The following is a 6,235-nucleotide window of genomic DNA, read 5'->3' as shown; positions in this document are numbered from 1 at the left end:
GCACGGAGCTTCCCACCGACTGGGAAAACCTTCAGCGGCCTGGCTACAGTCCTGACTATCTTGAAGATCGTTACGAGCGAATGGACCTCGCTTACCGCACGGAGGATTGGATACCGACCCTGGCTGCCGAGGCTATGTATCGGAACAACATGGCGCTGCTCGCCTATATTGCAGGCCCCGAATCAGCGGTCACCAGTCGGGCCCATGTCTTCAACCCCGGAGAGTCAGTGCACAAGCAACTGGTGATCATTAACAACTGCCGGCAAAAAGTCACCTGCGACTGGCGATGGAAACTTTCTGGCCCGCATTCTGATGGCTCTGCTAACAACGCGCTGGCCGGTTCCGAGTTTCACCTGGAGCAAGCGGGCCAGGTGGGAATCGAGACCGGTCAACAGTGTCGCCAACCCGTCGAGATATCCCTCCCGCCAACTTTGCCTCCTGGACGTTACCTCCTTTCCGCCGATTTTCTTTTCAGCACGGGGGAGCGACAAAGAGACGTGTTCCCCCTGGAGGTGATTCCATCGGCAGAAAAGCAGACTGTAGCCAACGAAATCAAAGCACAAGGGGCAAAGATCGGGGTGTTTGATCCCGTCGGCGAAACCATTGACCTCCTGAAACAACTTGGCATCGCATTCCGAACCATCGGTGCGGCGGACGATCCCTCGGAACTCGATCTGCTCATCATCGGGAAAAAGGCACTCACAGTTGATGGACCGGCCCCTTCGATCGAGGCCGTCCGCAGCGGTTTGAAGGTGCTCGTCTTTGAACAGACGGGGGAAGTTATGGAAAAGCGATTGGGGTTTCGAATCGCCGAATACGGACTGCGTCAGGTGTTTCCGCGGGTTCCCGACCATCCCGTTCTGGAAGGGCTCAGCGAGGAGCATTTCCACGATTGGCGCGGCAGTGCCACACTGCTGCCGCCTCGATTAGAATACCTCTCCAGCGATCGCTATGCGGGGGCACCGACCGTTCGATGGTGCGGCCTGGAGGTAACCAGGCTTTGGCGCTGCGGCAACCGCGGGAACGTGGCCTCCGTGCTTCTGGAGAAGCCCCAACGGGGCGACTTTCTTCCGATCCTGGATGGCGGTTTCGCTCTCCAGTACACCCCACTTGTCGAATATCGAGAAGGGAAAGGGTGTGTGCTGTTCTGTCAACTTGACGTTACCGGTCGGACGGAGCGTGACCCGGTCGCGGAACAGATCGTCGCCAATATGATTCGGTATCTCACCGCACGTGACCGTTCTCTACCTCCGGAACGGCGGGCGGTCTATGTGGGGGACATGCCGGGCAGGATGTACCTTACCCGGCTGGGAATCCCACTCGAGGATGCCCCGGACCAGAAACTCACTGCGGAACACGTCCTGATTGTCGGCCCGGGTGCCGGGGGACAACTCGAAGGAAAGCGGGAGGAGATCGCAAACTGGTTGGCGGCCGGGGGTCACATACTCGTTTTGGGAATGGAAGGGAAAGAAGTGAATTCTTTCCTGCCTGCTACGGTGAGAACGGAATCTAGGGAATACATTAATGCCTTTTTCAGCGAACCATCATTTTCATGCGTTTTTGCTGGCATTGCGCCGGCAGACGTCCATAACCGCGATCCTCGAAACCTTCCGGTCCTTGCCGATGGTGTGGAGAGATTATGTGAGGTACTGGGGCAAACGAACAACGACCAAATCGTGTTCTGCCAGCTTCTGCCCTTCGATTTTGTGAAAAAACCCGACGCTGTGCCGGGATTGCGAATCGTTACTGACGACTACCGCGAGGGCCGCGCCTGTGCGGAAATCACCATGGCCACGGTACCATGGGCACAATTCGGACAAAAAACAGCAGGCGGCCAGGTTGGAAAAACATACACGCTCAGTGCCTGGGTCAAACCGTTGGAAGAACCTGTGACTGTGCGGCTGGAAGTCGAGCAAGCCGGACCCCCATGGGATCGGCTGGCCCGAGGAAAAGATGTAACCCTCCCGCCGGATCAGTGGTCGGAAGTCCGGCTCAGCTTTACCGTGAATAAAGCATATCCAGAAGGCTGGCAGGCTTACCTCCATGTGGGCCAGCCGGAAGCCCGTCTTCGTGTGGACACGATGGAGCTCATTGAAGAAACCGAAAACCCCAGCGTGGGAAGTGGAACTTCAAAAAACCTGCTTGCCAATGGCGATTTTGAAGAAGGAACTAACCCGTGGTATTTTAACTGGACGACCGAACAACAAAATTTGCGGAAAACATTTCGCCGGACCGCCGTAACGTTGAGCCGACTTCTCGCCAACATGGGACTTCGGCCGACAACACCGCTGCTTAAATGGTTTAGCCAGCCCATCCAGCAGGGGGCCCAAAAGTCGCTGGTGAATAACGGAACGTTTTCTGAAGATAAGAATCACGACGAGATGCCCGACGGTTGGACCTTCTCGTGTGAGGTGCCCCAGGCTCTGTGCACCACTCAGCGCGAAGAACGGGTCCCCGGAAGCACCGCGGTCTGTATTGAGGTGCCATCGGGATCTGGCGAACGTCGCACCACGGCCATGCTCGCCCAGCACGGAGTTCCGATTGAAGAGGGACAGTGGTACCGTGTTTCGTTCTGGGCCCGGGCCGAAAATCTTTCCGGACGCCAGGCTTGGATTGCTGTCCAGGAAACCACAAAGTGGCGGGCGTTGCTTGAGTATCAGCGATTTGTTCCTGGTCGGGAGTGGAAGCGTTACACCTATCTTCTGGTCGGCCAGGGAACGGAACTCAAGAACACGCGGCTTCAGATCTGGTTCGAGGGAAGTGGCAAATTGTACCTTGCGGACGTGGCGATCGTACCGTGCGATCTACCCACGGAAGGGCGATGGTTGCATGGCCTCTACCTGGACCGCCCGCAGGAGTGGGATGATCCCTACCGCTTCTTCAGGTGGTAACCGAGCTTGGCCTCCAAAGTCAGTTAAGAGGATCGCACATCAACTGTGTGTTTGCATAATCGCGGAGCCGCTAGACAGGGAGAACTCCTCAGAAAACTTTTTGCCATGAAATCCCCGCTTCGAGCCGTCAGTCTTCAATCACCTCCTCACCTTCCACTTGCTCGAGGGCTTTCTCTGTACTTGTGGGATCCACCCGACGGCAGCACTCGCTGAACCGAGCGATGAGCTCGTCGAGCTGAGCCTGCCAGACTTCCGGGGTCAATTCCACAGGGCACAACTGCTTGAATTCCCCGAGCAAAAGGATCAGCCGCAGGAGGTGTCGGAATATGATGCCCTCTTGTTTCTGGAGGGACTTGCTCGTGATGTACTTGTTGAAGTCCCCACCGAACTCCAAAATCTCACCGGCTGCCCACACCGGAGTGATTTTGATGTCTGTCACGTCTGGAAAATCATAGCGAAACAAAAGCTCCAGTTTTTCCGCAAGGGTGAAAACGCGAGGACGATCTTCCACAAATCCGCGCCGCTGACGGCGCCGCCGTTCTTCCTTTTCTTCCTCGTCCTCGTCGTCGCGACGCCCCGTGAGTTGTTCCGGGAGAGCCAATCCGTGCTCCAGCAGCAGTGGATCGAGCCGCGTGGTGGCCAAGGGGCCAGGTGGCATCTCATCGTAGCTTGGAACTCGTACAGCGGAAAGCAATGATCGCGGCATTTCCAGAACACTCTCCATCGCCTGGAGGAGCTCGGCCTGGTCTGCTACACCCAGTTGGTTGACCAGAAAGACTCCATAGAGCGGATTGACGCTGCGAAAGGCCGAAATCTTCCAGATCTGTTCTGTGGGTATGGCCCGTTCGGGCTTGTATCCGGCAACTGCGTCGCTCGACTCTTGCTCGGCGGAAGTGCCGTGCGAATTCTGTTCCGGCGTGTTTTGCGCTGGAAAATCCCAGCTTGTTCGGTTTCGATCCACCGTGCTTTTGGGTCGCTCCACAACCAGTGCAGAAGGAGGGGGAGGAGGTTCGAGTTCGACGTACCCGGCTCGCCACAGGGTCAGCAGCATCCTCTCCAAATGTCGGAGTTCCGCCTGGACGCGGCCACTCTCCATTAACCGCTTGCTGACCAGCCGACGGATAGGCTCTATTTCCGGCGACGCTTGGAGCATATACGCCAAAAGGCGCCATGGAACATGTCCTCGGCTGATGAGCTTGGCTGGTGGTGAGTTTTTCAATTTCCAGAACTGCGCTTCTGTCCAGTACACTTCGTCCGGCCGTTTTTGCGGCATTTTTCTTTTCAACTCCTTTTTGAGCTTGAGAAGTTGAGGGTCCTTGGTGTCTTCGGGAATCTGGTCGTATTTCTCTTTCCAGCGGGCGAGCTTCACGTCGTCTTCGTGGGCCAGAACAAACACATATCCCTGGGTGTCATATTGAGGTCGTCCAGCCCGCCCGAACATCTGGTGCGCGGAACTGGGATCGATCAGGCGGCGTTTTTCGCGGGGACCTTTCACCAGGGATGGCAAAACGACCGAGCGTGCGGGCAAATTAATCCCGGCAGACAGCGTCTCCGTACAGACCACCACCGACAGAAGCTTGCGCTGAAAGAGGTCCTCCACGAGTCGCCGGTACTTGGGCAGTACACCCGCATGATGGACTCCCACCCCTCGCAAGAGAAGTTGTTTGAGCTTCGGCCCGGCTCCCTGGGAGAGATCGACATCTTTGAGTGCCTCCTGAATTACGGCCTGCTGCTCCCGCGTGACCATGTCTCGGCCCTTGAGTTGTTCGGCAATTGTCCAGCACTCCTCCCGATTAAAGCAGAAGACCAGAGCCGGAGTCTTGCGAGATTCTTCGTCGCCCGCTGTCATCTCTTCAATCTGTTCCGTCAACAGCTTGTCCGGTACCCACTGAAAGACCAACGGAACCTTCCGTTCCGTGCTGATGACCAGCTCCAGATCCCGCCCGTGGGCGGTCCGCAGCCAATGCAGGAACTCCACCGCATTTCCCACCGTGGCAGACAGAAGAAGAGTGCGGATATGAGGCGGAAGCAAACCCAGTGTGAATTCCCAGACGATGCCCCTTTCGGGATCGTTGAAGCTATGAAACTCATCCATGACCACAGCACTGACAACGCTGAAATCCCATATTTCCGGGTGGAGAAGGCGATTGAAAAGGATTTCGGCAACAACGACGAGAATCTGGGCATCGGGGTTTTCCCGGCGGTTTCCGGTGACGAGTCCCACATCACGGGCCGAAAATCCCCACCGTACCGCCGCCTCCTGCATCTCACGAAACTTCTGCTCAGTGAGCGCGATGAGCGGTGTGGTGTAGTACGCCACTGTGTTGGTGTGGAGGGCTTCGAAAAGCGCTGCCTCAGCAATCAGGGTTTTCCCGGTGCCGGTCGGGGCACAAACGAGGACGCCCTGTTTCGAAGAAAACCAGGCCAGCAGGGCATCTTCCTGAACAGGATACGGAGTAAAGGGAAGTTGAGCAAAATAACGTTCGGCAATTGCTTCTCTGGTGAGTTCTGTCACAGATACGCCCTCAGTCGCTGTCCTCCTTCTGGCCCCAATCAGATATTTCACCCGCTTTCCGCGGAAACCACGCCGCTCTTGAACAACCGGCAAAGACCAACACGCCAAGACGGTGCTGTTTTGATGGGGATATCCCTCAAGTTTCGTCCACCCATCACGGTCCATCAAGGTCTTGCGCGGACCTCGATAAGTCTCCGCCACATTGTTTCGGATTCAACTTCTTCCAAGGAAAGAAAGAGGGGATGGTCTGCATGCATAACCATTCCCACAAGGAACAGTTGGCCTTCTGCGTTACGCGCCGGGCCCACTGCGGCACAAAACGGGGTCCCGCGTCCCCGATCTCCCGGCAGCACCACATTGCGAAAGAACTGGTGGACGAAACCGTTGACACTCAACTGCGCTGGCCACCGGATGAACTGTGGTTCGTGTGCCTGAACAACCCGCATCAGTCCCGGCGCGATGGCTTCCATAAGCACCGGCCAGTCCCGGGGAGGCGGTAAAGTGCCAGTGCGACCAGCCGGCGCGAGGATCACAATATCTAGGCGAACGGGCTCGCCATGAAAAAGAAGCTTGGGAAGGTCCAGCACCGGCCGCAGCTCCACCCTTGAGACATCGATCCGCAGATCAGGTTCCACCCATTTTGGTTTGCGTTTCCGCCGCAGCCAGCGTCTCACCAGTGTCGCCGCAAAAAGCAGCAGGATCACTCCCAGGACCCCTGCAACCGGAGCGAACCAGCCAGTCAATTGCATTGCTATTCCTCACAAAGCCGCCATGTTGAGTGTCAGAACTCAAATCACCGATGATGCTGACACGTCGACAACAAACGAGA

At 56.8% G+C, this 6,235-nt stretch carries 3 protein-coding genes; 1 reads left to right on the top strand and 2 read right to left on the bottom strand.

Going from position 1 to position 6,235, the window contains the following annotated elements; translation table 11 throughout:
• On the top strand, positions 1 to 2,891 hold a 2,891-nt coding region (locus ABJK56_RS06900), incomplete at its 5' end, for a carbohydrate binding domain-containing protein (RefSeq protein ID WP_347243931.1).
• A 127-nt stretch (positions 2,892 to 3,018) separates the two neighbouring features.
• Here ABJK56_RS06900 and ABJK56_RS06895 read toward each other — a convergent pair.
• Together ABJK56_RS06895 and ABJK56_RS06890 are read right to left on the bottom strand one after the other, a co-directional pair.
• Positions 3,019 to 5,406 (bottom strand): DEAD/DEAH box helicase, encoded by a 2,388-nt coding sequence (locus ABJK56_RS06895; RefSeq protein WP_347243930.1) that lies wholly within the window; start codon positions 5,404 to 5,406, stop codon positions 3,019 to 3,021.
• Between the two features lie 164 nt (positions 5,407 to 5,570).
• Positions 5,571 to 6,155, bottom strand: a complete 585-nt coding sequence (locus ABJK56_RS06890) for a hypothetical protein (RefSeq protein ID WP_347243929.1) — start codon at positions 6,153 to 6,155, stop codon at positions 5,571 to 5,573.
• Positions 6,156 to 6,235: the final 80 nt, after the last annotated feature.

Source organism: Thermogutta sp. (assembly GCF_039793925.1).
Taxonomy (GTDB): domain Bacteria; phylum Planctomycetota; class Planctomycetia; order Pirellulales; family Thermoguttaceae; genus Thermogutta.
This window is presented reverse-complemented; position numbering and strand designations above follow the sequence as displayed.